This is a genomic window from Exiguobacterium sp. TDN 0502 (assembly GCF_050846835.1).
GTDB lineage: Bacteria > Bacillota > Bacilli > Exiguobacteriales > Exiguobacteriaceae > Exiguobacterium_A.
In genome coordinates this window covers 233826-259748 of record NZ_JBOZGJ010000002.1, presented here as the reverse complement: position 1 = coordinate 259748, position 25923 = coordinate 233826, and the positions used below count along the sequence as shown (strand labels likewise).

Below are 25923 nucleotides of genomic sequence, written 5' to 3'. Positions count from 1 at the left end.
GAGGTGTTTTTTTGTTTGGTCTTGATTCAAAAAAGGAAAAGGATAAAAAAACGGAGAGGGTGGACGCACATGGCATCCGTGACTGCCTTGGAGGAGCTCTATTACGTTTCAGAAATGGATAAGGTCCGTTTCATCGGCTGGACGACTGCACATGCCCGCTATGATTTTGCTGTCGTCTGTACAGGACAGTTCTTCGGGAAAGTACTCGTCATCAGTTTAACCGGTGGTCAGTCGGCGTTACTCGATCAACAGGATGTGTTGAACGAGGAAGTGTTAAGCCGGACATTTGCGATTGAACGGGATGATGTCGAAGCGGTTGGTGAAGCATTGGCGGCATTCATTCCATGTTCCCCAAATGATGAATATGGAGAATGAGAAAAAGCAGCAATCCTCATTTCGTAAGGATTGCTGCTTTTTCTAGTCTTTAGCGAATTGCATTCGATTGCTGGATGACTTTGATCGTCTCAAGCGAATGATCTTCAAGACCTTGGACCGGAAGACCGGCTTCGATGTTTTCTTTAATATAGGCAAGGTTGTCGGCTGTAATCATTTCACCTGGAATGAAGATCGGAATACCTGGCGGATATACCATCATGAATTCAGCTGAAATCCGACCGACCGCATCGACTAACGGAATCGTCTCTGTCTCTTCATAGAACGCATCACGTGGGCTAAGCGCAAGCGCTGGGATGTCCGGAAGAACAATCGAGTGATCCGTCGCTTCAGCACCGTTATGTTGATAACGTGCTACCAGTAACGACATCGCATGGAGGAATGCATCAATCGTCTCTTCCGAATCACCAGACGTAATGATGACGAGGATGTTATTCAAATCGGATAGTTCGACTTCAATGCGGTGCTCATCGCGTAAGAACTCCTCTACAAGATGACCGGAGACGCCAAGCCCTTTGACGGAAACGAGCACTTTCGTCGGATCGAAGGCGAACGTGGCACTCGAATGCAAATCCGATTCACCGAAGACCGCAAGATAAGGCAGCTTCGCTAATCCGAAACGCATCCGTGTCGCAAGTTCGAGCGCCCGACGATTCATCGCTTCCCCATTGATCGCAAGATGACGTCGTGCACAGTCAAGAGAAGCAAGCAATAGATAGGATGTCGATGTCGTCGTCAACATCGAGAGCACCGCTTGGACCTTATCCGGCGAAACGAGTCCACGGCGAACGTTCAGAACTGAACTACCTGTGAGTGATCCACCAAGTTTATGGACACTTGTCGCGGCGAGGTCGGCACCTGCTTGCATTGCGGACAATGGCATGTCCTCGTGAAATGCGATATGGACACCGTGTGCCTCATCGACGAGAACCGGAATACCTTTACCATGGGCGAGCTTGACGATGCTCTCCAAGTCGCCAGCGACGCCGAAATAGGTCGGGTTGATGACAAGGACCGCTTTTGTATCGGGGTGAAGTGAGAGAGCCCGTTCTACGGCGCTTGGTGTGATGCCATGTGCAATACCGAATGTCTCATCAAACTCAGGATGGATGAAAATCGGGTGCGCACCAGAAAGAACGATAGCTGACATCACCGATTTATGCACGTTCCGAGGAACGAGAATCTTATCATCCGGACCGACGACACTCATGATCATCGCCATGATTGCCGTTGAGGTTCCTTGAACAGAGAAGAATGTATCATCCGCATGGAAGGCTTGAGCTGCCAGTTGGTGAGCTTCTTTAATGATGGCTTTTGGATGATGGAGATCATCAAGAGGAGCGATATTGATTAAATCGATATCGAGCGCATTTTGACCGATGAACGATCGAAAGGCTGGATCCATTCCTTGACCATTTTTATGACCGGGAATATGAAATTGAATTGGTTGACGTTTCGCATGCGCAAGTAGCGCATCGAATAAAGGTGTATCGAGCTGTGTTAAGCTTTTTGTTTGCACCAGATTTCCCCCCTTAGAACCGAATAAAAATACAATCAAACAAGCTAACTATAACAAGTTTTCAGGCGGTTGCAACTGTTTTATGCTTCTTTTCCGTGTAAAATAGAAAAGTGCAGAAAGGAAGTGGAAATGATGGCATTGAATTATCCGCTCAATTCCGATTGGTCGACCGAAGAAATCGTAAAAGTCATCGACTTCTTTAATCTAGTCGAACAGGCGTATGAGACAGGTGTTGATCGGCAGCGACTGCTCGATGCGTATCGAACGTTTAAACACATCGTCACCTCGAAGTCCGAGGAGAAGCAATGGGATCAGTTTTACTTTGAAGAAACAGGATGCTCCAGTTATCGCACGATGAAACAAGCGAAGCAGCAGGACAGTCCGATTGTTCGAATGAAGAAATAATCCCGCCATTAATGGAGTAGACTTCCTATCTTGAATAGGGAGTCTTTTCTATAGAATGGAACTGGAAATGTGCGGAAAATGATCAACAATTGTTTAAAGTGGAAAGGAAGCGGCTATATAGTACATACAAGACGTTGTCCTTACAACTATGTGAAACTGTATTTTTTAAAATTAGATGCTTTACATCTAAGTTGAATCGTACTATTATAGATTCAATCCACTAATAAGTCGCAATTGTCTGACAAATTAAACCTCTGTTTATCCCGCGAAGGAGTGTGGTTACTGTGAAACAAGTGATAGAAGCATACAAAAGAAAAGATGCAGAAAAACGCATTCCTGTACTGCGTCTTGAAATCGATTATGAGCTTGCTACATTGCATGATGCCATGGTGGCAAGTGACGCAGAAGCTGTTGACGCAAGTAAAGAGCGTCTTGAAAAATATCGCCAAGAAATGGTACGTCTTGAAGCCTGATTTCAACGTTCTCATTTCTACCTTATAATAAAATACGAATCCTTCGACCAGCGAATCATTCGCTGGTTTTCTTTTTTTGTTACTATAGAAGAAGCTGGAAATGATCATAGAGGAGTGAAGTGAGATGCAAATCGAGTTGGATGCGATAGATTTGATTAAACGAGCGGGGAAGTATATACGTGAGAACATCGATGGATCCTATCATATCGAACAAAAGACCGGTAAAAGTGATCTCGTGACGGAAATTGATCAATCGGTTGAAGATTTATTGATTAAAGGAATCCTTGAACGGTATCCCGTCCATCATATTTATGGAGAAGAAGGAAGAATCGCGCGTCCCGATACACTTTCCGGGACGATCTGGTTCGTTGATCCCATTGATGGAACGATGAACTTCATCCGTCAAAAACGGATGTTTGCGATTTCGATTGCCGTCATGGTGGATGGTGAATTGCGGTATGGATTTGTGTATGACGTCATGGCAGACGAACTGTTTCATGTCATTAAAGGACAGGGAGCGTATCAAAACGGAATCCGATTACCGAAACTGGAAGAACGAAGTGTCAAAGAGGCAATCATTTGCATGAATGCGACGTGGGTAACGCCGAACCGGCGAATTGATACGGAACGCCTGGCGCCGCTTGTCCGACATGCAGTAGGTGTACGGGCAATCGGCGCAGCATCCCTTGAACTTGCATGGACGGCTGCGGGACGCGTTGATGGGTATATTACGATGCGAAACATGCCATGGGATTATGCTGCCGGTCAGTTACTGATTGAAGAGGTCGGAGGACGTGTCGGTACAATTACCGGCGAACCGATGACTTTTCTTGATCAAACAAGCGTTTTAGCAGGAAGTCAAACGTTCGTTGAGGACGTGTTGACATTCGTTCAACAGAAGCAGGACTAACAAAAAAGGTTTCTTTCGTTTTAGACGAAAGGAACCTTTTGAGGTCAAGCCTGTTTGCGCAAACGTGCCTTTAGAACGAAACCGACGCCCATTGCAACAATCATCAAGACGACAGAGGCGATCGTCAACGGCACATTCTGTTCAGCGATGAAAATGCCGATGGCCGCCATCGACCCTACGGCAAGTATGGCGAGTAATAAAAAGAGCAGACGCATGTATTTTCCCCCTCTATCCGTGAGTACGTTAACAGTGTAGCGCGAATGTAGCATAATGAAAAGGCTTTCGGACGGATGTTGAATCTTAGTCATTGCCAATTTGGACTCTACCTGTGCTATACTCATAAAGTTGACCGAAAGTATGATAAGATTTATTTAAATGAATAGAAAGAGGTACACACCTATGACAACATTAGTACGAAATGATTTACGCAACGTTGCGATCATCGCCCACGTTGACCATGGTAAAACAACTTTAGTCGATGAGCTTTTGAAACAGTCTGGTACGTTCCGTACGAACGAACAAGTCGAAGAACGCGCAATGGACTCAAATGACATCGAGCGGGAACGTGGAATTACGATTCTTGCGAAAAACACTGCCATTGACTACAAGAACACACGCATCAACATCGTGGATACGCCAGGACACGCCGATTTCGGTGGAGAAGTTGAGCGGATCATGCGTATGGTGGATGGCGTCATCCTCGTCGTCGATGCACGTGAAGGCTGTATGCCACAAACACGTTTTGTTTTGAAAAAAGCACTCGAGCAAGGACTCCAACCAATCGTCGTCGTTAACAAAATTGACAAACCGATGGTCCGTCCTCTTGAAGTCGTCGACGAAGTCGTTGATCTCTTGATTGACCTTGGAGCTGACGAAGATCAACTCGAATTCCCAGTCGTTTATGCATCGGCAGTCAACGGCTCAAGTTCATTCGAACCTGAATTGGATAAACAAGAAGATACGATCACGAACGTTCTTGATTTGATTCTTGAACACACACCAGCACCTGTCGACAATACATCGGAGCCGCTTCAGTTCCAAGTGACGATGCTTGACTATGATAACTACCTCGGACGGATCGGTGTCGGTCGTGTCTTCCGTGGCGAAATCAAAGTCGGCGATAGCGTTTCACTGTCAAAACTTGACGGTTCAACGAAAAACTTCCGCGTTACGAAGTTGTTCGGTTACTTCGGTCTAAAACGTGTTGAGATTGAAACAGCAAAAGCTGGAGACTTGATCGCGATCGCTGGTATGGAAGACATCAACGTCGGGGAGACGGTTTGCCCGACTTCACACGTTGATCCACTCCCATTATTACGTATCGATGAGCCAACGCTTCAAATGACATTCATCGTCAACAACTCGCCATTCGCTGGTCGTGAAGGGGATCTTGTTACTTCACGTAAAATCGAAGAGCGTCTTGAAAAAGAACTCGAGACAGACGTTTCACTCCGTATCGAAAACACGGACTCACCGGACCGCTGGATCGTTTCTGGTCGTGGGGAACTTCACCTCGGGATCTTGATCGAGAACATGCGCCGCGAAGGATACGAAATCCAAGTATCAAAACCGCAAGTTATCATCAAAGAAGAAGACGGCGTCAAAGTCGAGCCTTTCGAACGTGTCGTCATCGATACACCGGAAGAGTACACAGGTTCTGTCATGGAATCGATCGGTCTCCGTAAAGGTGAATTGACGAACATGCAAACAATGGACAACGGTCAAACAAAAATGGAATTCATCGTTCCTTCACGTGGTTTGATCGGTTACCGTAACGAATTCCTTTCTGCTACACGCGGATACGGAATCATGAACCACACATTCGAAGAATATCGTCCGTTCATCCAAGCGGATATCGGTGGTCGTCGCAGTGGGGTCATGGTCTCGATCGAAACAGGTAAAGCAACTGCTTACGCGATCTCAGCTCTTGAAGACCGCGGAACGATCTTCATCGAGCCTGGTATCGAAGTATACGAAGGTATGATCATCGGCGAATGTAACCGTGATGTCGATCTCGCTGTCAACGTCGTTAAAGCAAAACAATTAACGAACATGCGTGCATCTGCAAAAGATTCAACGAACGTTCTTAAACGTCCACGTGTCTTCTCACTTGAAGAGTCGTTGACATTCTTGAACGAAGATGAGTACTGTGAAATCACACCACAATCGGTTCGTCTCCGTAAACAGGTCTTGAACAAGAACGAACGTGAAAAGCAAGAAAAACGTCGTCGTCTAGGTAAAGATTAAGTCTTGAACGAATAGGGGGACTGGCAATGACTGCACAAGCTGCCGTTGCTTCTGATTTCTCGAAATACGATATTCCGTTCATCGCGAAGCTTCTCGGTATCGGAAGCGATCCGAATAACATCGGAGCGGGATTCAACGCCTTAATGATTACTGTCGTTATTTTGACGCTTGTCGTCTTTAAGTTAGGATTTGCTAAGGAACTGGCATGGTGGAAATCACTAATCGTCTATCTCTTGCTCGCCGTCTTCTCGGCAGCATTGACGCTTGTCTTCTGGACATGGCCGATTCCTGAAGTACTCCTCGCGATGGTCGTCGTACTTGGTATTTATCGCTTCCGGATGTGGATGGTCAAGCGTGAACGTGAACGGACAGCTTCTTGAAGGAAGCATGTCATGAATCAAAAGAACGAATCTCTTCGGAGGTTCGTTCTTTTTTTTTAGCCAATTCGGATGCATGATTTAAAGAGTAAGGGGAACAGGAATACTAAAAGGGGGAAAACACATGAAAAAACGATGGATCATACCCCTGCTGTTAGCGGGGGGATTGGCAGGATGCAGTCAAAGTTCTGAGGAACCGCCAACGGATACAAAAAATGAGCAATCGTCGAATGACGAAGCGAAACAGAACGCTTCTGTTCAATCAGAAGTTCTTTTCAAAGAGCTTCAGGCACCGTGGAACATCATTCGAGAAGAAGAGACGTTCTATATCACGGAACGCGAAGGGAAGATCGTCAAAGGAACAGAAGATGACTATGAACGCATGCCTTTACGGTTGAAGGAAGCGGTTCTTGCTGAAGGAGAAGGCGGATTGCTAGGGATGGTGCTTGATCCGGAATTCAAAGATAATCAGACGGCATACATCTATCATACGTATGCAAAAGAAGGACAGGCGACAAACCGTGTCATTGCGGTGAAGGAAGAGGGCGATGAGTGGGTCGAGGAGCGTGTCTTGCTCGATGACATTCCGGGAGCGACGATTCATAATGGGGGACGCCTGGAATGGGGACCTGAAGGTGCGCTCTACGTGACAGCAGGAGACGCAGCAAACCCTGAAAATGCGCAGGATATCGATTCGCTTGCAGGGAAAATATTACGCATTACTCCTGAAGGAAAACCGTTCAGTGGCAATCAAAAAGGATATGTCTACAGTATGGGTCACCGAAATCCACAGGGACTCGTCTTCGTCGATGATCAACTGTATGCGAGCGAACATGGACAAAGTGGACACGATGAAATCAATCGAATCGAGCAAAAGAATTATGGATGGCCGACGATTGAAGGGAAGGAACAGGCGGAAGGTCTCGTGACACCCTGGTATGAAGTAGGGGAGCAATCCGTTGCACCGAGTGGGATCGCGGAAGCAGACGGTACATTGTACTTTGCGACACTCGTCGGTCAGCGATTACAAGCGATTGATTTAAAAACGAAACAGGTCAAGACCATCGTTGAAAACGAAGGAAGAATCCGTGATGTTTGGATTGATGGAACGTCGATTTACTATATTACGAATAATACGGATGGGAGAGGGAACCCATCCGCAAATGATGATCGATTGATTCGAATCGAACGATGAACACCAAAAGGTCTGCCAGGGAAGATTCCCGCAGACCTTTTACTTACCAGTGTTTTCGTTTCGTTTCCCAAGTTGGGTAGAGATGAAATTGCCCAGACGCATGGCGTTTAAGAGTCCGTTCTTCTACGCGCAATCGACACTCGTCGCACAAGTATACACGGACTGGTTTATTGCGTAACCGCTTCGCCGTGAAGGACCAATCATCAATCGTTTCACGCTTATCGCAAATCGTACATTTCACTCGCATGTCAGGTCCTCCCTTTTTTTCTTAGTATATCATATTAGAAGATTATTCAGATGTAAAAAAGGGAATCGAGAAGTATATCTCGAAATATCATCACTAAGTCATAGAGGGGGTGATGTCATGGCAAATAAAGTTGAGCAGCAGCTCAGTCCGCAACAGGTGGACGCGTTATCACAGCTACCACTCGTTTTTCTGATTACGCACGATCAATCCAAACATTGGCCGATTACCCATGCAATCAGTTGGGTCCATGCGGTCGACACGCACACCATCCGCTTTGCAATTGAAGCTGATTCGCACCTGGTCACAACATTAAAAGAACATCCTGTCTTCACCTTGATTTTCTTTGCAGATCAATCAACGTACAGTTTAACCTGTACGGATGTCGAAAGTTTTACACCGCAACAGCAACTACCCATTCCATTGTCCTTTTATGAAGGACGTGTCGAAGAAGTACGCGATATCCTGTTTTACGGAGCAGCCATCACACAACAGCCGCGCATCGAAAAGACATACGATGAAAAAGCGGCTGATCGGTTGGATCAATCCGTCCATCACATCTTAAAAGGATCACATTCATCACAAACTCGACTCTAAAGGGGCGAACGATGGAATGAAAAAAATATACGTACTCGATACTAATGTCATGCTACATGATCCACTATCTCTGTTTCAGTTCCAAGAACACGATGTCGTCATTCCGGCGATCGTACTGGAGGAGCTGGATGGAAAAAAACGCAATATGGACGAAGTGGGGCGAAACGCACGAGAAACAGCCCGGATTTTAGACCAATTGCGCGAGACGGGTCAACTCCATGCAGGCGTTCCGCTTGGGAATGGTGGTATTCTACGTGTTGATATCGGCGATTCCATCCATGAGGGTTCACCGTTCACGCATGAATCGAATGATAATAAAATCATTGAACTCGCCTGGTCGATTCATCGCGAACAACAGGCAGAAGCGACACCTCGGGACGTCATTCTTGTCTCAAAAGACATTTTAGTACGGGTCAAAGCGGATGCCTATGGATTGGTCGCTGAAGATTATATGACCGACCATATTGCGGATTTGACGGGTCTCTATACAGGATTCATTGAAGTCTCCGTCGATCAGGAATACATCGACGCTTTTTATCAGGATAAACGACTTTCTGTTGACGTATTGCCAGAAAAGGTACAACCGAATGAATTCGTCATCTTAAAAAGTAACATGTCAAAGGCTTCCGCCATCGCCGTCGTCGATCAAGAACTACCGATCATCCGGGCACTCTCGATTGATGTTGATCAAGTCTGGGGTGTCATTCCGCGAAACGTGCAACAACGGATGGCTTTTGAGTTATTGCTTCGGGACGATGTACCGCTTGTCACACTCGTCGGGAAGGCAGGTACCGGGAAAACGTTACTCGCACTCGCAGCAGGACTATTACAAGTGGAAGACGAGCACCGTTACAAAAAACTCGTCGTGGCGCGGCCGGTCGTACCGATGGGAAATGACATCGGCTATTTACCGGGAGAGATGGAAGAAAAACTTCGCCCGTGGATGCAACCGATCTATGACAATCTCGAACACCTGTTCAATACCGGGTCGGGAGATGAACTGGGGAATATCCTTGCTGGTATGAAGACGATTCAACTGGAAGCGTTGACGTATATCCGTGGCCGGAGCATGCCGGGGCAATTCATCATCATCGATGAAGCGCAGAATTTGACGAAACATGAAGTCAAGACGATTTTGACCCGAGTCGGCGAAAACTCGAAAATCGTGTTAGTCGGAGACCCGCAACAGATTGACCATCCGTACCTGGATGAATACTCTAACGGTCTTTCCTATGCGGTAGAACGACTTAAAAACGAGAAGATGACGGGACACGTCAAGCTCGTCAAAGGAGAGCGGTCCAATCTGGCACGGCTTGCAGCCGATTTGCTCTAACCCAAAAAACGTGGTGCGTCCATTCAGGCGCACCACGTTTTTTGATTTCATTTCCTTATAGGACGGTGACCGTGTGAACGGATTTAATGACCTGTTGTCCGTGCAACAGGTAGACCGGTCCATCTGTTAATACTTTGCCGTCTTTTGAGAATTGTAGATAGATGTCATTTAGTTGTTCAAGCGGCACTTCTACGATTTCTTCCCCTTCAAACCGAATGGCGGTTGCATCCGGTAAGAGTTCGGCATTTCGGATGAATGGAGCAAGCGACATCGCAAAAGAACCTTGTAGTGCGGCTTCTTTTTCAGCACGCGTCATCGGACGATTATGATCCGTTCGACTTCCTTCCATGATCCCTTTATCCCACGCAGCCCCCATTTTTGCGTAGTATGCTTCTTGTTCACTCGTATCTGCCGGTTGCCCGATTTTCTCGACAGCGACCTTTCGTTCATCAAAAATCCAGACGGTCGGATCGATCGTCAACTGGTGCCGTACTTTACCGTTAATCGGAAAAATCATTTTTCTTTACCCCCTAAATGTGTGAGTCCAACAAATCCATTATACCGAAACGTTGAATTGTTGGCGAAAGTAAGGTAAAGTTTAGCTATAACAGGAACGCGTCATTTGATGAGGAGGGATTGGATTGTCAACTGAAATCGAGACAGTTCATCGCCAGCGCGCTCTTGAGCTACTAGAAGCGGATGCACAAAAAATCCGCCGGTTGATCGAGGTCCAGCTTGCGAATTTAACGATGCCACAATGTCCTCTGTACGAGGAAGTATTGGATACACAAATGTTCGGATTGTCCCGTCAGATTGATTTCGCGGTACGTCTGGAACTGATTGATTCGGGAGAAGGCAAACGATTACTCGAATCACTTGAACAGCAATTATCTGATTTACATGATGCGGAGACGTGCTGATTTTCTACTCAAACGTGAAATGCGGCGTTTGGGTATTTTTTTATAGAAAATGAAAAAAGGACGTGTACATATGCTAGCGAAGTTTAAAGAGAAACGAGCGTTTTTTGACTATAGATTGTTCTTTACGATGCTCATCCTGATGGCGATCAGTACAGTCATGGTCTACAGTGCGAGTGTTTGGAACGGCGGCGATTACGCGAATACGTCCTTCTTCGAAAAACAACTGATGTTCGATGCGATGGCCATCTTCTTGTTTTTATTCGTCTCACAAGTGAATCATGAAGTGTTTCGAGGACCCGTCATGCGTTTATTGCTTTATGCCGTTACCTGGTTGATGTTGATGGCGACGCTTTTTTCCGCTCCCTTGAACGGAGCCCGGGCTTGGCTGAACTTCGGAATCTTTTTGATTCAACCGATTGAGCTATGCAAATTCGTGCTTGTCGTCGGTCTTGCCAGCTATTTTGATCAAAAGCATAAAGGGAAAATGGACGGTGTGATTGGCATCGTTCATCATTTCATCCACCGTCAAATTCCGGCGACGTCTCCAGGGAGACGGATTTTACTTAGTTTCTCGGACTGGATTTTGATTCCGATGGTCGTATTACTTGCACCTTACGCAATCATCATTCGGATGCAACCGGATGACGGCGGGTTGTTCATTCTCTTACTCATCACGGCGATGATTCTATTCGCAGTTGGATTACCGAGTGGTTACATCATGTTATGTGTCGTCACCGTACCACTCATCTTCTTGTACGCATGGAACAATTTTTCCGATAATCAGATGCAACGGATTCAGGCCAGTTTAAATCCGTTTCTTGATGCGGAAGGGAAGGGATATCAGCTCATCAACTCCGTCATATCGATTGCACACGGGGGATTATTCGGAGTAGGACTCGGGAATAGTTTTCAGAAGTACGGTTATTTACCAGAACCTGAAACCGACTACATCATGTCAATCATCTCGGAAGAACTTGGATTCATTGGTGTATTAGTCGTCTTAGGTCTTTTATTCTACTTGATGATTCAAGGGGCAGTCATCGCGAATCGCTGTGTGTCGATTTACTCAAGCATGCTTGCTCTCGGTATTTCAGGCATCATCTTCATCCAGACATGTATCAATATTGCGGCAATGTCCGGTCTGTTTCCCGGGACAGGTGTCACTTTGCCATTCATCAGTTACGGTGGGTCATCGTTACTCGTCATGAGTACGATGCTTGGTGTAATGGCGAACATTTCCATGCAAAACAAATATCGGGTGGCATATCATAAGGAAGTGCAGACAGCACGTTCGATGAGTGCCACGAGTTCATTAACTAAAGGGGGAGCATCAGTTGACTAAAATCCAGAAGATTCTCGTAGCAAACCGCGGGGAAATCGCGATTCGCGTTTTCCGTGCAGCGACAGAACTCGGTATTCGTACCGTTGCCATTTATTCACGAGAGGACATGGGATCCCTTCATCGCTACAAGGCGGATGAAGCGTACCGAATCGGAGAAGGGAAAAAACCGATCGAAGCCTATCTCGACATTGAAGATATCATCGCAACAGCGAAAAAAGCCGAATGTGATGCGATTCACCCGGGGTATGGGTTCCTGTCCGAGAACATTGAGCTGGCGAAACGTTGCCGCGAAGAAGGCATCATCTTCATCGGACCGCAAGAAGAGCATTTGTACAAATTCGGGGATAAAGTACGGGCGCGGACGACAGCGATCGAAGCCGGTCTTCCTGTCATTCCAGGTACGGATGGTCCAATCTCGTCAATCGAAGAAGCCTATGCTTTTGCTAAAGAAGCAGGCTATCCACTCATGGTCAAAGCATCACTTGGTGGTGGTGGACGCGGGATGCGTGTCGTCCGAACAGAAGAAGAACTTCCAGAGATGATTGAACGGGCGAAGTCAGAAGCCTTGAAAGCATTCGGATCGGATGAGATTTATGTCGAAAAACTGATTGAACGTCCTAAACATATTGAAGTCCAAATCATTGGAGATGCACACGGAAACATCATTCATTTGTTTGAACGGGACTGTTCCGTGCAACGCCGCCATCAGAAGGTCGTCGAAGTCGCTCCATGTGTGACACTTTCGGATGAGGGACGCCAAAAGATTTGTGACGCGGCCGTCACGCTGATGAAACATGTCGGATATGAGAACGCGGGGACGGTCGAGTTCCTCGTCACGCAAGATGAATCGTTTTATTTCATCGAAGTCAATCCGCGTGTCCAAGTCGAGCATACGATCACGGAGATGATTACGGGCGTCGATATCGTTCAGACACAAATTCGTGTCGCTGAAGGCGAATCGTTACATAGTGATCTCGTCGGCATTCCACAGCAAGAAGAGATCAAGATGCTAGGTTTTGCGATTCAAAGCCGGATTACGTCAGAAGATCCGGAGAACGGCTTCTTGCCGGATACAGGGAAAATTAAAGCCTATCGTTCACCAGGCGGTTTTGGTGTACGTCTTGATGGTGGGAATGCCTATGTCGGAGCAGAAATTTCACCGTATTATGATTCGTTACTTGTTAAAATCTCGACACATGGTTTGACATATGATCAAGCGGTCGCGAAAATGCGCCGAAACTTAAGTGAATTCCGGATTCGCGGAATCAAGACGAATATCCCGTTCTTAAGCAACGTCTTGAAGCACCATGCGTTCGTTAGCGGCGATTACAACACATCATTCATTGATGATACACAGGAATTATTCATCTTCCCGAAACGCCAAGACCGGGGAACAAAACTGTTGACGTACATCGGAGAGGTTTCCGTCAATGGATTCCCGGGAATCGGAAAATTGGATAAGCCGCTTGCGCGTGACGTTCGAATCCCAAAAAATCTTCCGGCAGATTATACACCGGGAGCAAAAGCGATTCTCGATGCGGAAGGTCCGGAAGCCGTCGCGAAATGGTTGGCAGCACAAAATAACGTTCTGTTGACGGATACGACATTCCGTGACGCTCATCAGTCGTTACTTGCGACACGAATGCGGACGAAGGATCTTGTTGCCATCGCTGAGGCGGAAGCAAAACTGCTACCTGAACTGTTCTCGGTCGAAGCATGGGGAGGGGCGACGTTTGACGTTGCGTACCGTTTCTTGTCTGAGGATCCTTGGGTTCGTCTGATGAAGTTGCGGGAAAAGATGCCGAACGTCCTGATTCAGATGTTGCTGCGTGGCGCGAATGCCGTTGGTTATAAGAACTACCCGGACAATGTCATTCATTCGTTCGTCAAGGAAGCAGCCCAAGCAGGAGTCGACGTCTTCCGGATTTTCGACAGTCTGAATAATCCAGAGTCGATCCAACTAGCAATCGATGCAGTCTTACCGACGGGGAAAATCGCGGAAGCTGCCGTCTGTTATACAGGCGACTTGTTCGATGCGAACCGTCCGAAATATCATTTGCCGTATTACGTCAATTTAGCAAAACAACTCGAAGAAAGCGGTGCCCATATCATTGCGATCAAGGATATGGCAGGTCTCTTGAAACCGGAAGCGGCCTATGCACTTGTATCAGCGCTCAAAGATGCGGTATCGCTTCCGATCCATCTCCATACGCACGATGCAAGTGGCAACGGTATCTATACGTATGCACGTGCAATTGATGCGGGAGTTGACGTTGTAGACGTCGCGGCATCAAGTATGTCGGGACTGACGAGTCAGCCAGCGGGTGGTAGCTTGATTCATGCCCTAAGTGGTCATCCACGTCAACCGCTCGTATCAGCACAGAAGTTTGAACAGATTTCGGATTACTGGCAGGACGTACGTCATCTGTATCAAGCATTCGAACTTGACATGATTGCGCCGAATCCGACGGTTTACGACCATGAGATGCCGGGTGGTCAATATTCGAACTTGCAACAACAGGCTAAAGCGGTTGGACTTGCGGATCGCTGGTCAGAAGTCAAAGACATGTATGCGCGCGTCAACATGTTATTTGGTGACATCGTCAAAGTCACACCGTCATCGAAAGTAGTCGGCGATATGGCGCTCTTCATGGTTCAACATCATCTGACGGAAGAAGATGTCCTGCACCGGGCACGCGGACTTGATTTCCCGGATTCTGTCGTTGAACTGATGAAAGGGGAACTCGGAACACCACCGGGCGGTTTCCCGCAAGACATCCAGCGTGCTATTTTGAAAGGTGTTGCGCCGCTGACGGAACGGCCGGGTAAAATGATGGAACCGCTGAACTTTGATGCCATCAAACATGAGTTGTTCGAAAAACTCGAGCGTCCGGTCACGGAATTCGATGCCTTGGCTTATGCGCTCTATCCGAAAGTCTTCATGGATTACAGTTCATATGTCGGTCGATACGGGGATGTTTCTGTCCTCGATACGAATACGTTCTTCCATGGCATGCGTCTTGGTGAAACGATTGAAGTCGAAATCGAACGAGGCAAAACACTTTATCTTAAGTTGATTCAAATCGGTCAGCCGGACGACCATGGGATGCGGACGATTTATTACGAGATGAACGGTGTTCCGCGTGAAGTCGAAGTGAAGGATATCAGCATCAAGGAGAGCTCGTCGAGTCGTCCGAAAGCCGACCGCAGTAATGCGAAACAAATCGGTGCATCGATGCCGGGTAGCGTCCTGAAGGTACTCGTCGAGACAGGAACGCGCGTCCGTAAAGGGGAACAACTTCTCGTCACGGAAGCGATGAAAATGGAAACGACGATCCAAGCACCGGAAGATGGTGAGATTAAAGCGGTCCATGTCAAGGAAGGCGAAGCCATCGCCAGCCAAGACTTACTGATTGAATTCGTATAAGACAACGAAAAACAGGCGCACGCTCGGCGGGCTGCCTGTTTTTCATTCAATATGAAGCAGGAGTTGAGAAAAGTGAACATTATCTGTTGGGTTCGAAGTGATTTTCGACTAGAAGACAACCACATGCTGGCACGTGCCGTTGAATTAGTACAAGAAAATCCGAAGGCGTCGGTGGAATTCGTCTTTTGGCTCAATCCCGACTACATCGGGGAATACGAAGCACGACAACAATATTTCTTTCAGGCACTTGAAGTCTTTTCTGATACGTGTAAAGAAAAAGACATGCCGATCCGCTTCATCGAAGGTGATGAACAGGCATTCTTAGAAGCAATTGATGATGCGGACATTCTACTGTTCAATGCGGAGTATGTCGAACCATTCAAGGCACGGGATGAGGGAATCATCAAGAAGCGAGGAGATCGTCAGACCGAACGTTTATTGGATCGCCATTTGCTTCACCCGCATGACGTTAAAAAGCAGGACGGGAAATTCTATAAGGTGTTTACGCCATATAAGAATGCGTTCATGAAAAAGGAAATTCCCGCTCCCTATGATGTGAAGTGGCAAACGCTGCGGGATCATTATCATAAACGTCAACATGATAATAGCTTCATCACAAACTATTTCAAGAAAGCCCGATCCGAAGCTACTTTCCACCCGGGAGAAAAGCAAGCGAAACAGCGTTTGAAGAAGTTCGTCGAACAGTCCCTTGGGGCCTATGAAGAGAATCGTGATCTTCCTGCTGTTGACGGTACGAGTTTACTCTCGCGCTACTTACGCACTGGTGAAATCGGAATTCGGACCGTTTATGCGGACGTTCAGGAGGCGAACGAGTCAAAAGGGAAGCAGACATTCATTGCGGAACTCATCTGGCGTGAATTTTATTATATGATTTTAATGCACTTCCCGGAGTCAAAGCGCCAGGCGGTCAATACACAATACCGTGAGATCAAGTGGGAGGAAGACGAGTCTGGGTTTAAGGCGTGGTGCGATGGCCAGACCGGCTATCCGATCGTCGACGCGGCGATGCGTCAATTGAATCAGACGGGATGGATGCATAATCGTCTGCGGATGATCGTCGCGTCGTTCCTGACGAAAGACCTGTTGATCGATTGGCAAAAAGGCGAACGATATTTCCAGCAGAAACTCGTTGATTATGAAGCAGCGTCCAATATAGGGGGTTGGCAATGGGCAGCATCGGTCGGAACGGATGCCGTTCCATATTTTCGTGTCTTCAATCCGACGACCCAATCGAAGAAGTTCGATAAGGATGGCGATTTCATCCGAACGTATGTCACGGAAATCAAGGATTTGTCGAAGCAGTATATTCATGAACCGACAAAGGAGCAACGGAAAGACTATCGTTATCCGGAACCGATCGTCGCACATGATGAAGCCCGAAAGCGTGCCATTGCGCGATTCAAATGAAAAAGGATGTTCCTCGCCTGAGGAGCATCCTTTTTGTATCTTACTGGAGACGGCTATTGGCTTTACGTGTTCGGAAGGCGTGATACGTCAGGTAAGACAAGACGCCGAAATAACACGTGATCAAGAAGGCGTGGAGGAGCGGTACGTACGTTGCATGCCCTCCAAGGACGATCCAAGCACCTGTTGCGACTTGACACGAGATGAAGAACGTCGCGAATGCCATGCCGATTTTTGTCGTCCGGTGTTTTAATCGAATGGCAGTGAAATGAACGAACAAGGTGAACAAGAATAAGAGTCCTGCCATGATCCGGTGAATCATTTGCACCCATGCTTCGAACGTCAGCGTCGGTTGGGAGCAAACGGGCCAGCCGACACAGGCATATGTAGCACCGACATGTCGGACATAAGCGCCTGTATAAACGACGATCAGTGTGTAGACAAGCAGACCGTATAAGAGCTTCCGTAAGAATGCTGGGACCGATTCCCTGAACTCTTGACCGGGACGCTCCATGATCAATATCGTTAAAATCAGTAGGGCGGCAAAGGAAATCAAGGAGATACCGAAATGTAGCGCCATGACAAGATCCGATTGTTGCCATACGACAGCTCCAGCACCAACGATCGATTGAATCAACATGAAGATGAAAGCGAGAAATGCGAAAATCTTCGTGTCCAGTCGGTCCTTGAAGGCTACGAGTGTCCAGAGACATAAGGCGATGATCAAGAGTCCGACGACTCCAGTCACTGCGCGGTGACTATATTCAATCATCGTTTCGACACTTGGGTTCGTCGGAATGAGTTCCCCGTGACAGAGTGGCCAATCCGTTCCACAGCCATCCCCCGAATCCGTTTTTGTGACTGTTCCGCCCATCAGCAGAACGATCATCATCGTGAACGTGACGAAGGCTGAAAACATCGAAAGCTTTCGATTCAAGATTTGGACACCACCTTTCTAAAAAAATACGAAATACATGGATTTCCATAGCACTAGTATCGCACAAAAAGTCCCGAAACGCTTGCAATCTTTTAGAACAACGCTATTCTAGTATTAGGTAAATATGGTGAACTGTGATGAAAATCACATAGATTTCACATTTTGTTCATTATGTCGAAAGTATTTTCATACGTCACGGTCCTCGATATGTGGTATCTTTTATAGAGAAAAGGACGTTTCGTGGCATGTCTGTGTTATTTCTGTGAAGAAATTACGTGAAGCCTGCGTGCTGAGCGGAAGCAGATGGTGAAAAGGAGGGAACAGCATGGCGAAAGTTACTGGAGAGGCACTGGATATGGCGATCGAGCAAACCGATCAGCCGACATTCAAGGACTATATTACCCTAGCAAAAATGGGGATCGTCCGTGCCAATCTGATTACGGTCTTCGCAGGTTATGTCGTAGCGGCATCATACATGACGGATGATGTCTTGTTGTACTTATGGCAAACCAAATGGATGTTACTGTGGACGCTTCTCGGGAGTGGGTTAGTCATTGCCGGAAGTTGTTACCTCAATAACTACATTGACCGGGACATCGATTACAAGATGGAACGGACGATGGGAAGACCAAGCGTTACTGGGAAAATGGATGGACAGCGGATTCTCGCACTCGGACTCGGAATTCTTGCGGTCGGGACGGTTCTGTTGTTAATCGTTAACCATGTGGCGGCAGTGTTCGGATTGATCGGTTCGTTCGTGTATGTCGTGATCTACACGATGTGGTTGAAACGGACACACACGATCAATACAGTCGTAGGTGGTATATCAGGAGCTGTGCCACCAATCATTGGATTTGCGGCAGTCACTCCGACGCTTCACATCGATGCGTGGATCTTATTCCTCATCATGTTCGTGTGGCAACCACCACATTTCCTTGCGCTCGCAATGCGCCGGACAGAGGAGTACCGGGCAGCCGGTATCCCGATGTTACCTGTCGTCAACGGCTTTGCGATCACGAAACGACAAATTGTATGGTGGATTGCAGTACTCATTCCATCATCACTCCTCTTAGCGCACTATGGCATCATCTACATGATCGTCATGGCGTTGCTTGGTGGATATTGGCTCTATATGGGACTGAAAGGTCTGAAGATCCAAGATGAACAAGCCGAGATTAAATGGGCGTCGAAGATGTTCTTCTTCTCACTGTTTTATTTCACGGCTTGGATCGTGACGGTCGTACTCGTTTCTCTCTAAACGATTTGACATAATTCACGTACACCATTACGAAAGACAAAATTGGGGACAAAGAAAGTGGGGATGGTTGTGAAAAAATCAGTAAAAATGCTCTTCCGGCTTCTTCCAATCGGCTTGATGGCACTTATGTTATCAGGTTGTGGAATTCCGGAATTGTCTGCGCTACAGCCTCGCGGAGAAGGCGCTGAAATGCAACTTGAGATCATCAAGCTCAGCTTGTGGGTCATGTTGTTCGTCCTTGCGATCGTAGCCGTCATTTATATTTACGTACTTATGAAATTCCGTCGTAAATCAGGTGATAACACGGTTCCGAAGCAAGTCGAAGGGAACCATACGCTTGAAATCATCTGGACAGTCATTCCAATCCTTCTTTTGATCGTTCTTGCAATTCCGACGATCAAAACAACGGTTGAACTCGCCGATGCAAAAGAAGCGAAGAAAAACGAACAAATCAACGTTACAGCAAACCTCTACTGGTGGGAATTCGAATACCCGGACAAAGGTGTTTCGACAGGACAAGAACTTGTCATCCCGGTCGGTAAACGCGTTGCTGTCAACTTGACGTCTAAAGATGTCATTCACTCGTTCTGGGTACCGGCACTTTCAGGGAAGACGGATACGAACCCAGGACTCGATAACGAAATGTGGTTACAAGCAAAAGAAGCAGGTACTTACTACGGTAAATGTGCCGAGTTGTGTGGTCCTTCTCACGCATTGATGGACTTTAAAGTCATTGCGATGGAACAAGATGACTACGATCAGTGGTTGAAAGACATGAAGTCTGCTAAAGAAGCAGAAACGAAGCAACTCGACAAAAAGAACGAAAAGAACTGGACGACTGGTGAGCAAGTCTATGCCCAGAACTGTCTCAGCTGTCATGGTGGCGGGAAAGTCGCTCCTAGCTTGACGAACTTCGGTGATCGTCAACGGATTGCGGGTTACCTGGATCATGATAAAGAAAACCTCGAAAAATGGATTCGCAATCCTCAGAAAGAGAAACAAGGTACAAAAATGCCTGGATTCTCTGAAGATCAGATCAGCGATGAAGAATTGAGCGAATTGGCAGATTATCTATTGGACAAAAAGCTCCAATAATTTTTTAAGGGGGAATCATAGTGGGGACACATACTATGGGTATGCCGCAGAAAAAAAGCGGCATCATGGACTGGCTAACGACAGTCGACCATAAGAAAATCGGGATTCTCTACATCATCTCTGGATTGTTCTTCCTTCTGGTTGGTGGCGTAGAAGCCTTAATGATTCGTTTTCAGTTGATTAAACCGATGAACGATTTCGTCAGCGGTGAACTCTTTAACCAATTGATCACGATGCACGGTACGACGATGATCTTCTTGGCAGCGATGCCGATGTTGATCGGATACATGAACGCCGCAGTACCACTTCAAATCGGGGCACGTGACGTTGCGTTCCCATTCTTGAATGCACTCGGTTTCTGGTTATTCTTCTTCGGTGGTGTTCTGCTGAACCTTTCATGGTTCTTCGGGGCTGCACCAAACGCAGGATGGACAGCGTACGCACCACTCTCGACAGTACCAGAGTCACTCGGTGTTGACTTCTATTCACTCGGGTTACAGATTTCTGGTTTCGGTACACTTATGGGGGGGATCAACTTCCTCGTTACGATTTTGAACATGCGCGCACCAGGTATGAAACTGATGCGGATGCCGCTCTTCACATGGACAGCATTCGTTGCGTCTGCCTTGATCGTGTTCGCATTCCCACCGCTTACGGTTGGATTGTTCCTCTTGACGTTCGAACGACTCTTCGGAGCACACTTCTTTGACCCGGCAGCGGGCGGGAACATCGTCATCTGGGAACACCTCTTCTGGATCTTTGGTCACCCGGAAGTATATATCTTGATTTTACCGGCATTCGGTATTTTCTCTGAAATCATTCCTACATTTGCTCGTAAGCGTCTCTTCGGTTACACGACGATGGTCTTTGCGACGATGTTGATCGGTTTCCTCGGATTCATGGTATGGGTCCACCACATGTTCACAGTTGGTCTTGGACCAGTGGCAAACGCAATCTTCGCAGTAGCGACGATGGCAATCGCTGTACCGACAGGGGTCAAAATCTTCAACTGGCTCTTTACACTATGGGGCGGGAAGTTGACGTTCCCGGTCGCGATGCTTTACTCGGTCGCCTTCATTCCATCATTCCTTGTTGGTGGTATGACAGGGGTCATGCTTTCGGTAGCACCTGCCGATTATCAGTACCATGACAGTTACTTCGTCGTAGCCCACTTCCACTACGTTATCGTCGGTGGGGTCGTCTTCGGTCTCTTCGCAGGTCTGTACTACTGGTTCCCACTCATGTTCGGGAAACAACTCAACGAATTCTGGGGAAAAATTCAATTCTGGTTGTTCTTCATCGGCTTCCACTTGACGTTCTTCCCGCAACATATTCTCGGTCTTACAGGTATGCCACGTCGTGTCTTCACGTACTTGCCAAACCAAGGCTGGGAAACAATGAACTTACTGTCTTCAATCGGTGCAGCCTTCATGGGTGTGTCGACGATTATCCTTGTCATCTCGATCGTTGCGGCATTGATGTCGAAAGAATATGTAAAACGCGACGTGTGGGGCGACGGTCGTACGCTTGAGTGGACACTTCCCGTGCCGACTCCAGAATACAACTTCGCACAAATTCCACTCGTCAAAGGGTTGGATACGTACTGGCTCGAAAAAATGGCAGGTAACAAAACAGTCTCTGTTTCAGAAGAAGTCGGCGATATCCACATGCCGAACAACTCGATCTTGCCATTCGTCATGTCAGTCGGTCTGTTCCTTGCAGGTCTTGGATTCATTCTTCGTCTGGACTACGGAACTGTTGGTCTGATCATTGCCTTGATCGGTCTTGCGATGACATTCATCGCGATGTTCTTCCGTTCTTGGATCGACGATGAAGGATATTACATCCCGAAATCAGTCGTTGAAGAAGATCTACGCCTTGAAGCAGAAAAGGAGGCGAAGTAAGATGGGTCATCATTCAGTACCAAACAACCCGATCACGGGTATTCCGGATCATGTTGAAAAAGCAACACTTGAGGGTAAGAATAAGTATGTAGCCTTTTGGTTCTTCCTTGGAGGAGAGACGACGCTGTTCGCCTCCCTCTTCGGGACATACATCGGACTTCATAACTCTGGTGCAAAAGACGGGTTACGCAGTTACGACATCTTCGAGATGGGTCTCGTCTTCATCATGACGATGCTTCTCTTGACGAGTTCATTGACAAGCGTTCTTGCAATGATGGCAATGAAACGTAACGATGTGAAAAAGATGAAGCTTTGGCTCATCATCACATTGCTTCTCGGTCTTGGCTTCTTGAGTGGTGAGATTTATGAGTTCAACCACTATTACCACATCGGTCACACATTCACATCGAGTGCATTTGGTTCTGCCTTCTATACACTCGTTGGATTCCACGGTGCGCACGTCTTATTCGGTCTTCTCTGGATCTCGACGCTTCTCATCCGGAACTGGAACCGTGGCATCACGGTCGTGAACGCGCCGAAGTACTATGTTTCAAGTCTTTACTGGCACTTCATTGACGTCGTCTGGGTCTTTATCTTCTCAGTCGTCTACCTCATGGGGATGGTGAAATAAGATGGAAAAACACGAACCACAACTTACGCGTAATCAAATCGAACTAGAGATGAAAGCGGAACGTAGTCGCGAGACACAACTGCAACTCATCAGTTTCGCGCTCATGATCGTCTTGACGCTCATCGCGTTCGGTGCTGTCATGGCAGAGCTCATGCCGCACTGGGCAGCTGGTGGTTTCCTGATCATCATGGCCATCGTTCAAGTTTACCTTCAACTTTATATGTTCATGCATATGAACAATAAAGGGAACACATGGATCAAAGTCATGATGGGTCTCGGTGTGTTCGTCGCCTTGACGATCGTTGCGACACTTCGTCTATTGATCTGGTAAGAAATGTGACCATTCTGCTAACGTTTAGCAGGATGGTCTTTTATTTTGGAATCGTTTTATGAGAAACCTTTACAATGAAATAGGGGAACGGTAATCTTAGTTTGTAAGAGAAAGGAACGGGGTGAAGAAATATGTTAGGCAATTTAAGGGGAGCACTTTCACAATTCGAGTGGACCGTCCTATGGAGTCCATATTATGCGTTGATACTCATTGGACTTTATATCCTGTATGCTGTCGTAACGGAAAAACTACGTCGTCCGGATGAGTCGGAAACGACGCTTGGTCAAAAATTTTCGATGCTCGCGGCACTTTTCGTTTTTTATATCGGTTTCGGCAGTCCGTTAGATGTATTAGCGCATATCACATTCTCTGCACATATGTTGCAGATGGTGTTCGTTTACATGGTCGCACCACCGCTCTTGTTGATCGCGATACCAGAGTGGCTCTATAAGCGTCTGTTCGATACACCGTATCTTGGAAAGATTCTGCGCTTCTTCATCAAGCCGTTGATCGCACTTGTCGTCTTTAATGCCTTGTTTACGTTTTATCATATGCCATTCATTTTTGATTATGTCTTGACGAACTATACCGTACACCGTCTGTTCCACGGAACCTTGATTTTCCTGAGCATGACGATGTGGTATCCGATCATTGCACCCGTCAACGAGGACGACAGTTTGTCTGACTTGAAGAAGATGGTCTATATCGTAGCGAACGGTGTGTTATTGACACCGGCCTGTGCATTCATGATTTTCAGTCAAAGTTTTCAGTACCAGGCGTATCAGGATCCGGCGACGTTCGCAAAAGTTCTTGCCTACTGTTTACCGAACAATGACTTAAGCGGATTGAATTTGGAACGATTACTTGGTACGACAGATGATCTTCTCGAGGATCAACGCTTTGGTGGTGTCCTCATGAAGCTTGGTCAAGAGCTCGTGTACGGTCTGTTCTTCGGATTGACCTTCTTTACATGGGTACGTCGCTCGAAAAGTACTGCCGTGGATGAAGGTATGTCCTTCACACCAAAAGCGGATTAAATTGGAGGAAGTTAGAACATGAGTTATTTGCCGTTGATTTGTGTGTCGCTGATTGTCATCAGCGCGATTTTCGTAGCAATCGGCTGGTTCCTGATCGCTCAAACCCGTCGCAACATGAAGGCCCATCAGACCGTGATGACGATTGCTGCTGCACTTGCTTTGCTGTTTTTCATCATGTACGCTTTGCGGACGATTTTACTCGGGAATACAGCGTTTGGTGGTCCGGGATCGGTCAAGCCGTATTATACCGGGTTTCTGATTTTCCATATCCTACTCGCGACGTCAGGTGGGGTACTCGGATTGATGGCGCTCTATCACGCGTACAAGAAGAACTTTGCACGTCACCGTAAAATCGGACCGGTTGCGTCAATCATCTGGTTTTTGACAGCCATCACGGGTGTCATCGTGTATTGTCTGTTATATGTCGTCTATGATCCAGGCGAGACGACGAACGTATTCCGGGCAATCTGGAATCATTAAGGGGGAGCCAACTTGAAAAAGAATAGTTACTTGACGGTCGCTGCCGTTGTCCTCATCTTAGTTGCGGCAGCCGGCGGGTATTATTATTTCTTCATGAAAGAAAAGTTACCTGTCATCGCAGAACCGACACAATTTGAATTGACGAATGCCGTTGACGGCAAAACGTTCGATTCTGAGGATGGTAAGGTGAAGGTCCTGACATTCTTCTACTCGAACTGTCCTGATATTTGTCCGTTAACGCTCAACGATTACCGGAAGCTAGAGAAGAAACTCCGGAGTGAAGATTTATATGGAAGTGACGTAGAACTTGTCGCTGTCACAGTCGACCCGAAAGTGGACACGCCGAAAGTCTTGAAGCAGTATGCTTCGAACTTCGAAGCGAATCCGGAAGGGTGGAAAGTGTTGACGGGCGATCAAGTCGTCATCGATCGTCTGACGCGTCAGTTGAACTTCTATTATTCGAAAGCAGAGAGTGGTCTAGTCACACACGGGACACAAATGTTCATTTTGGACCGCGACAATAAAGTACGGGCGATTTCTTCCATGGCGAAGACGCCGGATGAACCGGTTGACTTAGAGGAAATCATGTCTTCGGTCAAACAATTAGCAAAGGAGTGAGATGAGATGACTTATGAAGAGTACTTGCAAGGAGATGTCATCATCTCCGTTCAAGCCATCGAAGAGTTGCTAGCTTGTGCGATCGAGGATTATGGTGTCAACCACTCTCGGATCAAACGAATGGACCGTGAGGAGATCGCCTTCAGCGTAAAGGTGGATGCCCCGGCGACATCACTTCATACCCTCTATCATCATGTCCGTCAGCAACTCGGTCTTCAACTAGGAAATGATGTCGTCTCGTACGTGCAATTCGTTGCACGATAACAATCGGATCGATAGCCGGTGATTTCGTTAAGAAAACGAGATTGCCGGCTTTTTCGTTAAACTGGTCATAAAAAAATAGAGATCCGTGATGGACCTCTACGACATACGCTTATTTTTCGAGTGTTTCAAGTAGTGCCGCTAAACGACGTTCGCAATCTTTGACGATTTCCGGTGGGAACGTCTCATCGTATTCAACACCATGTGGGTAGTAGTGCTTCCCGAGAAGTGGTGTCATCATCCGGACGACAGCATGGCGGTCTTCGATCTCACCTTGGATCGCATAGACAGGAACACGCAGGTAGAATACTTCACCTGTCGATTGTTTTTCGTATTTCATGTCATACATCGCGCGTTCATAATCCCATTGTCCTTCGCGAACGAACCGATGATGGTCCATGATTGTTTCAAGAAGACCGAACTTCAGTTCCTTGCCTTCGATACCATATTGTTCAAACTTCATGTTTGAATCCCCCTATACCCCAGTTTGCTAGTAGATACTAGTCTTTCCAAACTATCATACCATAATGAATGAAACGATGACGTAAAAGATGTGAAGTCATT

General features: G+C 47.0%; 28 protein-coding genes. 22 read left to right on the top strand and 6 right to left on the bottom strand.

Annotated features, from left to right (window positions below; translation table 11 throughout):
• Nucleotides 1-69: 69 nt before the first annotated feature.
• On the top strand, nucleotides 70-375 hold the full coding sequence (locus ACRPK8_RS04520) for an SAV0927 family protein (RefSeq protein WP_432237109.1): 306 nt from the start codon (nucleotides 70-72) through the stop codon (nucleotides 373-375).
• A gap of 49 nt (nucleotides 376-424) precedes the next feature.
• On the opposite strand, the gene ACRPK8_RS04515 is transcribed toward ACRPK8_RS04520, so the two are convergent.
• Nucleotides 425-1912 (bottom strand): aminotransferase class I/II-fold pyridoxal phosphate-dependent enzyme, encoded by a 1488-nt coding sequence (locus ACRPK8_RS04515; protein ID WP_432237108.1) that lies wholly within the window; start codon nucleotides 1910-1912, stop codon nucleotides 425-427.
• 132 nt (nucleotides 1913-2044) lie between these two features.
• Between ACRPK8_RS04515 and ACRPK8_RS04510 the strand changes: the two genes are divergently transcribed.
• From ACRPK8_RS04510 to ACRPK8_RS04500, 3 genes are all read left to right on the top strand, one after another.
• On the top strand, nucleotides 2045-2317 hold the full coding sequence (locus ACRPK8_RS04510; protein ID WP_432237107.1) for a UPF0223 family protein: 273 nt from the start codon (nucleotides 2045-2047) through the stop codon (nucleotides 2315-2317).
• 284 nt (nucleotides 2318-2601) lie between these two features.
• The gene (locus ACRPK8_RS04505) at nucleotides 2602-2790 is read left to right on the top strand and encodes a hypothetical protein (RefSeq protein WP_432237106.1); all 189 of its coding nucleotides are present in this window, start codon (nucleotides 2602-2604) and stop codon (nucleotides 2788-2790) included.
• A 124-nt stretch (nucleotides 2791-2914) separates the two neighbouring features.
• Nucleotides 2915-3700 carry an inositol monophosphatase family protein gene (locus ACRPK8_RS04500; protein ID WP_432237105.1) on the top strand — a complete coding sequence of 262 codons (786 nt, stop codon included), beginning with the start codon at nucleotides 2915-2917 and terminating at the stop codon, nucleotides 3698-3700.
• Between the two features lie 44 nt (nucleotides 3701-3744).
• Here ACRPK8_RS04500 and ACRPK8_RS04495 read toward each other — a convergent pair whose 3' ends face one another.
• Nucleotides 3745-3915, bottom strand: a complete 171-nt coding sequence (locus tag ACRPK8_RS04495; RefSeq protein ID WP_432237104.1) for a DUF5325 family protein — start codon at nucleotides 3913-3915, stop codon at nucleotides 3745-3747.
• A 184-nt stretch (nucleotides 3916-4099) separates the two neighbouring features.
• Here ACRPK8_RS04495 and typA point away from each other — a divergent pair, with 184 nt between their 5' ends.
• The 3 genes from typA to ACRPK8_RS04480 all read left to right on the top strand — a co-directional run bounded on the left by typA (nucleotide 4100) and on the right by ACRPK8_RS04480 (nucleotide 7519).
• Entirely contained in the window at nucleotides 4100-5947 is a 1848-nt protein-coding gene (typA, locus tag ACRPK8_RS04490) for a translational GTPase TypA (protein ID WP_432237103.1), read from the top strand.
• Nucleotides 5948-5973: 26 nt separating this feature from the next.
• Nucleotides 5974-6327, top strand: a complete 354-nt coding sequence (locus ACRPK8_RS04485; RefSeq protein ID WP_432237102.1) for a YlaH-like family protein — start codon at nucleotides 5974-5976, stop codon at nucleotides 6325-6327.
• A 121-nt stretch (nucleotides 6328-6448) separates the two neighbouring features.
• Nucleotides 6449-7519, top strand: a complete 1071-nt coding sequence (locus tag ACRPK8_RS04480; protein ID WP_432237101.1) for a PQQ-dependent sugar dehydrogenase — start codon at nucleotides 6449-6451, stop codon at nucleotides 7517-7519.
• 43 nt (nucleotides 7520-7562) lie between these two features.
• On the opposite strand, the gene ACRPK8_RS04475 is transcribed toward ACRPK8_RS04480, so the two are convergent.
• Entirely contained in the window at nucleotides 7563-7766 is a 204-nt protein-coding gene (locus tag ACRPK8_RS04475) for a YlaI family protein (RefSeq protein WP_432237100.1), read from the bottom strand.
• Between the two features lie 117 nt (nucleotides 7767-7883).
• Between ACRPK8_RS04475 and ACRPK8_RS04470 the strand changes: the two genes are divergently transcribed.
• Together ACRPK8_RS04470 and ACRPK8_RS04465 are read left to right on the top strand one after the other, a co-directional pair.
• Complete coding sequence (locus ACRPK8_RS04470; protein WP_432237099.1) at nucleotides 7884-8360, top strand: hypothetical protein; 477 nt, start codon at nucleotides 7884-7886, stop codon at nucleotides 8358-8360.
• 16 nt (nucleotides 8361-8376) lie between these two features.
• Nucleotides 8377-9693 (top strand): PhoH family protein, encoded by a 1317-nt coding sequence (locus ACRPK8_RS04465; protein WP_432237098.1) that lies wholly within the window; start codon nucleotides 8377-8379, stop codon nucleotides 9691-9693.
• A gap of 55 nt (nucleotides 9694-9748) precedes the next feature.
• Here ACRPK8_RS04465 and ACRPK8_RS04460 read toward each other — a convergent pair whose 3' ends face one another.
• Nucleotides 9749-10210 (bottom strand): hypothetical protein, encoded by a 462-nt coding sequence (locus ACRPK8_RS04460; protein WP_432237097.1) that lies wholly within the window; start codon nucleotides 10208-10210, stop codon nucleotides 9749-9751.
• 124 nt (nucleotides 10211-10334) lie between these two features.
• Between ACRPK8_RS04460 and ACRPK8_RS04455 the strand changes: the two genes are divergently transcribed.
• The 4 genes from ACRPK8_RS04455 to ACRPK8_RS04440 all read left to right on the top strand — a co-directional run bounded on the left by ACRPK8_RS04455 (nucleotide 10335) and on the right by ACRPK8_RS04440 (nucleotide 16810).
• Entirely contained in the window at nucleotides 10335-10613 is a 279-nt protein-coding gene (locus ACRPK8_RS04455) for a YlaN family protein (RefSeq protein ID WP_432237096.1), read from the top strand.
• A 70-nt stretch (nucleotides 10614-10683) separates the two neighbouring features.
• Nucleotides 10684-11955: an FtsW/RodA/SpoVE family cell cycle protein gene (locus tag ACRPK8_RS04450; RefSeq protein WP_432237095.1), complete on the top strand. Its 1272-nt coding sequence runs from the start codon at nucleotides 10684-10686 to the stop codon at nucleotides 11953-11955.
• Nucleotides 11948-15382 carry a pyruvate carboxylase gene (locus tag ACRPK8_RS04445; RefSeq protein WP_432237094.1) on the top strand — a complete coding sequence of 1145 codons (3435 nt, stop codon included), beginning with the start codon at nucleotides 11948-11950 and terminating at the stop codon, nucleotides 15380-15382. Before ACRPK8_RS04450 ends, ACRPK8_RS04445 begins: the two co-directional genes overlap by 8 nt.
• A 72-nt stretch (nucleotides 15383-15454) precedes the next feature.
• A complete protein-coding gene (locus ACRPK8_RS04440) occupies nucleotides 15455-16810 on the top strand; it encodes a cryptochrome/photolyase family protein (protein WP_432237093.1) in 1356 nt (451 codons plus the stop codon).
• A 40-nt stretch (nucleotides 16811-16850) separates the two neighbouring features.
• On the opposite strand, the gene ACRPK8_RS04435 is transcribed toward ACRPK8_RS04440, so the two are convergent.
• Entirely contained in the window at nucleotides 16851-17726 is an 876-nt protein-coding gene (locus ACRPK8_RS04435) for a COX15/CtaA family protein (protein ID WP_432237092.1), read from the bottom strand.
• A 343-nt stretch (nucleotides 17727-18069) separates the two neighbouring features.
• On the opposite strand from ACRPK8_RS04435, the gene cyoE reads away from it, so the two are divergent.
• The 9 genes from cyoE (at nucleotide 18070) to ACRPK8_RS04390 (ending at nucleotide 25362) form a co-directional block, all read left to right on the top strand.
• The gene (gene cyoE / locus ACRPK8_RS04430) at nucleotides 18070-19002 is read left to right on the top strand and encodes a heme o synthase (RefSeq protein ID WP_432237091.1); all 933 of its coding nucleotides are present in this window, start codon (nucleotides 18070-18072) and stop codon (nucleotides 19000-19002) included.
• A gap of 63 nt (nucleotides 19003-19065) precedes the next feature.
• Nucleotides 19066-20097: a cytochrome c oxidase subunit II gene (gene coxB, locus ACRPK8_RS04425; RefSeq protein ID WP_432237090.1), complete on the top strand. Its 1032-nt coding sequence runs from the start codon at nucleotides 19066-19068 to the stop codon at nucleotides 20095-20097.
• Nucleotides 20098-20132: 35 nt separating this feature from the next.
• On the top strand, nucleotides 20133-22001 hold the full coding sequence (gene ctaD, locus ACRPK8_RS04420) for a cytochrome c oxidase subunit I (protein ID WP_432237144.1): 1869 nt from the start codon (nucleotides 20133-20135) through the stop codon (nucleotides 21999-22001).
• A 1-nt stretch (nucleotide 22002) separates the two neighbouring features.
• The gene (locus ACRPK8_RS04415) at nucleotides 22003-22632 is read left to right on the top strand and encodes a cytochrome c oxidase subunit 3 (RefSeq protein ID WP_432237089.1); all 630 of its coding nucleotides are present in this window, start codon (nucleotides 22003-22005) and stop codon (nucleotides 22630-22632) included.
• 1 nt (nucleotide 22633) lies between these two features.
• Nucleotides 22634-22963, top strand: coding sequence for a cytochrome C oxidase subunit IV family protein (locus ACRPK8_RS04410; RefSeq protein ID WP_064299605.1), 330 nt, complete (start codon nucleotides 22634-22636; stop codon nucleotides 22961-22963).
• A gap of 131 nt (nucleotides 22964-23094) precedes the next feature.
• Complete coding sequence (gene ctaG / locus ACRPK8_RS04405) at nucleotides 23095-24000, top strand: cytochrome c oxidase assembly factor CtaG (protein ID WP_432237088.1); 906 nt, start codon at nucleotides 23095-23097, stop codon at nucleotides 23998-24000.
• An 18-nt stretch (nucleotides 24001-24018) separates the two neighbouring features.
• A complete protein-coding gene (locus ACRPK8_RS04400; protein ID WP_432237087.1) occupies nucleotides 24019-24480 on the top strand; it encodes a DUF420 domain-containing protein in 462 nt (153 codons plus the stop codon).
• A 12-nt stretch (nucleotides 24481-24492) separates the two neighbouring features.
• Nucleotides 24493-25098, top strand: a complete 606-nt coding sequence (locus tag ACRPK8_RS04395; RefSeq protein ID WP_432237086.1) for an SCO family protein — start codon at nucleotides 24493-24495, stop codon at nucleotides 25096-25098.
• A 6-nt stretch (nucleotides 25099-25104) separates the two neighbouring features.
• Nucleotides 25105-25362 carry a hypothetical protein gene (locus ACRPK8_RS04390; protein ID WP_432237085.1) on the top strand — a complete coding sequence of 86 codons (258 nt, stop codon included), beginning with the start codon at nucleotides 25105-25107 and terminating at the stop codon, nucleotides 25360-25362.
• Nucleotides 25363-25471: 109 nt separating this feature from the next.
• Here the strand turns inward: ACRPK8_RS04390 and ACRPK8_RS04385 are convergent, their stop codons facing one another.
• Nucleotides 25472-25822 carry a YugN family protein gene (locus tag ACRPK8_RS04385; protein ID WP_035406760.1) on the bottom strand — a complete coding sequence of 117 codons (351 nt, stop codon included), beginning with the start codon at nucleotides 25820-25822 and terminating at the stop codon, nucleotides 25472-25474.
• Nucleotides 25823-25923: the final 101 nt, after the last annotated feature.